Genomic DNA, 4,840 nt, shown 5'->3' on the forward strand with positions numbered 1-4,840 from the left:
TTTTACATTTGATAGTGGCTATCATACAAAGTGTTGTACAAGATGATATTGACTAACTAGCCCCATAACTAAAGCTAAGGGGGTTGGGGGGAAGGAACCAAAAACTGAATTGGTGTTAAAACTTTAAAGTGAGGTTGGTCATCAAATGACTTCTGTCTTGATAGTTTGCCTGAAAAGCGGGATTACCAAATTGGGGCAAGCCAAAGTAACCTACGCGGTACCCTTGGTGAATTTGCACGCCGTAGTATTCGACCTTAAAATGGAGCAATATGGAGGGGGTGAAGGCGTAGTCTAAACTTAGAGCTGCAGAATACTCATCAGCGCGCCCTCGATGTCCTTGCGCGTCTTTATTGGCATGGCTCACTCGTCCAAAGATATGCCAGGCAAACTTTTTGTATACGCTTCCCACAGAGCCATAAACCGTAGTGGTGTTTGCATTGACGACCGCATCAGAGAGGCCGTCGTAACCGATGTTATCCCAAAAGTCATAACCCACAATCCCATAAATATCATTGACATAAGAAGTGTTATTTCCCATGGGCATGGTGTGGCTGCCAAGCAGGGCATCAGAGTTGCCAAAGGTATTGTAGAGCCCTAAGATATAAGTAAATTTATTCCAGCGGAAAATTTGACGGATATTGAGGCTAACGCCATATTTGCCCGTAGGCGATCCGTGTTGAGGGTTATCCCAAATACTGTAATGACCCGTTTCTGAATTATACCAACCAGAATAGTAGATAGGAACAGTTACCATGAGAAGAGTCTGGGAGCGAAAACCCACCTGCTGAAAGTTTTTATTAGTATCATAGACCAGTTTAATCCCCGGGGTGTTGTAGGTCTTTGGGGCAAAAAAGTAGTAAAACTGCGCACTTAATTTATCGTAATCATAAGTGGCAGTGATCCCATGCCAGCCATAGTTAATGAACTGTCCGTTTTTTTGCAAATAGGGAACGACAGCGTAGAATTGGTAAATCCAAGAGTTAAACGCCAAGCCTCGCCCAAAAGAACTCCACCACCATAATTTGAGATTTTTCATAGGTTTGTAGTAGAACTCAAAACCCTGGTTAGACCCACTCATTAGGTCAATATTAGCTGCATAACGCCCTAGTTTTATCCCAAAAACATCTTTATACTGATAATCGATATAGGCGGTGTCCAAAATATAGGGACGCGCATTCCATGCCCCTGATTGCGCATGCCCGGCATAATCTGGACCAAAATATTTGTTAAAAAAATAGCCATGCCAACCCCCGATGAAGTTATAGACATCCGAACCAAATACCTTACCATTGGCCTGATCTATTAAATATTTTGTAGAGTCATAAGGGACCCCTGCCATTTCACCCCCAAGGTGGAAGTTAAGCGAGTGGTTAGCGGTATGCCTGGGCAACAAGCCCACTCTAATTTGGGCGGTGCCCGCTACATCGATAAAACTTTCGGTAGGAAAAATGCCCTTTGCAGAATTGAGGGGAGAATGGTTAAAACCGATTTTAGAAAAGGTATCTAATTGCCCGCTAAAGCTATAATCAAAAGCATGCAGCCATGAAATCCCTAGATACCCCAGTAGACTAAAAAGGCGGGTAAAACCGATATGCGCGTCCCGCAAATGATGCTCTGACATACGAACTCCTTCTAAGTGTTTTCTATCATAGGGTATTTTTTGGTGAAAAACAATTGGCATACTAGACATTGCATATTTTAGATATTACTAAACGATACATTTATTAGAACTTCGCCTTGAGAGAGGTCATTAAGAAACTCCTATCCTGCGTGTTGGGAGCAAAATCGGGGTTATTGGGATCGTAGGGGCCATTGTAGCCCACTTTATAGCCCCGGTGTGTGCTCACCTCGTGGTAAACGAGGCGTAGATCACTGGTCACATATTCGTTCCATCTAATTCCCAAGTTGAGGGAAGCAGTCTGCTCACTGGCCCTAGGCGCAAAAGTGAGTTTGCCCAATACACCCCAATAAAATTTTTTATGCACTCCACCTCCGAAGACAAAACCCGTGATCGCGTTGGGAGAGATCATATTGTCTATCAATCCCCCATAAACGCTATTATCCCGGTAGTCGATTCCAATGGGACTTCCATACCGGTTAATTTTGGCGTTAGCATTGCCGATGTTTTGGAAGTATCCCCCTCCAAAATTGAATTGATTGTAGTCAAAGCGTTGCTGAAAATACAAACTTACCCCCCACGCTCCTAAAGGACTACCTCTATAGTAAGTGTTGTAGAGATGAGGCATATATGTGGGAACGATCAGCACGATTTGGCTTAGAGATTTGAAACCGATCCCCTTGAAGTTAGGATTGCTATTGTAGTGGAATTTAAAACCAGGGGTAATGTAAGTATTGGGTGAAAAATACACCAAAGGTTCAAACAATACATGGGGGTCTTCATAACTGACCTCAAAGGCGTGGATTCCTAAATTAATAGGCTTGCCATTTGTGGTAGTAGTGGTAATGGGGGCATACCAATCCCTGATGAACTCTCCCACTGCCAATGCCCTACCAAAAGAGCTAAACCATCTTGTTTGAAAATTCTGTAAAAAGTGGTAGGAAACTTCAAACCCCTCTGTGTAACCACTCATGAAAGTCGTTTTAGATGAATACCTGCCCACTGTGATGCTCAAAGCACGGCCGTATTCATAGCGCAAATAAGCACTATAAAGCACATAGGGGCGTGTGTGTCGATCAGATTGGAGTGCAGACGCTCTCCATGGCGCATCGCCTAAATATCCCCACCATCTTCCGATGTAATAGAACACTTTAGAGCCGTAAATCTTGCCCGTGCTTTGATCGACAAGATAGCGGGTGCTATCATAGGCAAGTGCCCCTAAGGCTCCTCCAAGACCGCTGCTGATTTTATGCGATCCTTTATGCAATAAAGTGGAATCTATTTGGGTTTTTACGGTTATGGCGATAAAGCTCTCTGTAGGATAGATACCCTTGAGTGAATTGATCTGCGATGTGTTAAAGGCTACCTTAGAAACAGACTCTGTTGCCCCACTCCACTTATAATCAAAGCCCCACAAAAAAAGTCTCTCCAACGTGTGCGCAACCAAGAGGACATGGGCAAGCTTGCGCATTAAACCTACAAGCTTACTTTAAATTCAGTAAAAATATGACTTCTATCCTGTTGTGTAGCAGGCTGACTATCCAAAAAGGGGCCATTCCAACCCATCTTGTAACCGCGGTGCATGTCCATATTGTAAAATTCTACCTTGATATCCGCATAAAAATGCTTGGAAAACTGGTATCCCATGTTGAAAGAAATGACCTGCTCGTTGGCTCTAGGACCATAGGTTAGGCGTCCTAAACAGCCCCACAAAAATCTCTCATGCACTCCCCCTCCAAAGAGAAAACCTGTGAAAGAGTCCGCGTCCATCATATAAGAGAGTGAATTGATCGTATTAGCATAAACGCTATTAGTCCAAAAGTCAAAGCCTAAACGGTTTCCATGATAGCCAATCATCCAATTGGCATTACCAAAACTCTTGTAGATTCCCCCCCCAAAGTTGAAGTTGTTGTAGTCAAAACGCTGCTTAATCATTAAACTATGCGCATTTTTTTTAGAGAGCATGCCAAATTGGTATGTATTCCAAAAGCGTTTGGCATAAATGGGATTTAGCACGGTAATGTCAGTTTGCGAACGCCACCCCAGCCCTTTAAAATCTGGTTTACTATCATAGAGGATCGTGAAGTTGGGATCGTATTCGTTGTTGGGAGAAAAGTAAAAGAAAGGCACAATGCTAAGACCCTTGTATTGCCATGTGATATAAAAGGCATGCACACCGGGGTTGATGTTCTTCCCATTAGCCAAGGTGTAGGTCTTGGGCGAGTAAAAATTGTAAAGCCACTCATTATAGGCAAAACCCCGTCCAAAGGAGCTAAACCACCAAAACTTGAAATTTTTCACCTTCAGGGTCATGTCCAAGCCCTGGGTATAACCACTCATGTAGTCCGCAGGGGATTCGTAACGCCCCCCCCTGAAACGAAAAATATCCTTATAGGAATAATCAAGATAGGCATTGTAAATCACATAGTGTCTAGTGTTATTTGCATAACCCTGTGCGCAACTCTCATGAGTGCGATCGGACAGAGCCGTAAGCTGGGCTTGGGTGAGCTGTTGACCTTCTTGATAGGTTTTGACCCCATTGCTCAATCCACACTGTGCCCAGGGTTTTTGGCCAACTAATCCTCCCCAGTAACCAAAATAATTCCAAGCCATATCGCCGTAAGGTTTGCCAGTGGATTGGTCGATCAAATTCCGCGTGCCATCGTAGATCAGTCCCCCGCCCATGCCCCCTAAACTTCCTGAGAGATGATGCCCTGCCGCGGTGGCACTCTTAGAAAATAATTCAGGGAAATCCAACTGCAAGTAGGCGACTACGGTAACAAAAGTTTCTGTGGGATAAAGCCCTTTGTTGCTATTAATGGGCTTATTGTTGAAGCCCACCTTGGAAAAGGATTCTGCCCCTGCCTTGAATTTAGCAAAGGATTCCAGATTGCGCCAATCTAAGGCATCCATTCCGTTCCACAAACCCAACACCGCTACTAAACCTCTTGATAGGAAGGTGATTTTTTTCAATGCCTGACCCTTGTGCGTGATGAGGAATAAATGTTGGACACGCATCCAATGCTTTGCATCTACAAATCCGGAGCAGGCGCTCCAACTCTGCACATTGCGTCTCTCGTTTTTATAGCACAAGTTTAGCATATGCAGCCTTATAATGCGAGTGGTAAAATCTCTCCTGCTCTGCGAACCGCCACTCCCTAAAGAGAGAAGCTTCCTAACTAACTTCAAACTAGCGTTTCTGAACTGAGAAAGACTTTGCTA

3 protein-coding genes are annotated in these 4,840 nt (G+C 44.0%); all 3 read right to left on the reverse strand.

Annotated elements, in window-relative coordinates; translation table 11 throughout:
- Positions 1 to 115 precede the first annotated feature (115 nt).
- On the reverse strand, positions 116 to 1,621 hold the full coding sequence (locus KCO92_RS07120; RefSeq protein ID WP_104696310.1) for an outer membrane family protein: 1,506 nt from the start codon (positions 1,619 to 1,621) through the stop codon (positions 116 to 118).
- A 103-nt stretch (positions 1,622 to 1,724) separates the two neighbouring features.
- Positions 1,725 to 3,089, reverse strand: coding sequence for an outer membrane family protein (locus tag KCO92_RS07125; protein WP_104696309.1), 1,365 nt, complete (start codon positions 3,087 to 3,089; stop codon positions 1,725 to 1,727).
- A 5-nt stretch (positions 3,090 to 3,094) separates the two neighbouring features.
- Positions 3,095 to 4,531 (reverse strand): outer membrane family protein, encoded by a 1,437-nt coding sequence (locus tag KCO92_RS07130; RefSeq protein WP_104696311.1) that lies wholly within the window; start codon positions 4,529 to 4,531, stop codon positions 3,095 to 3,097.
- Between the last annotated feature and the right edge of the window lie 309 nt (positions 4,532 to 4,840).

Source organism: Helicobacter salomonis (assembly GCF_017979425.1).
Taxonomy (GTDB): domain Bacteria; phylum Campylobacterota; class Campylobacteria; order Campylobacterales; family Helicobacteraceae; genus Helicobacter; species Helicobacter salomonis.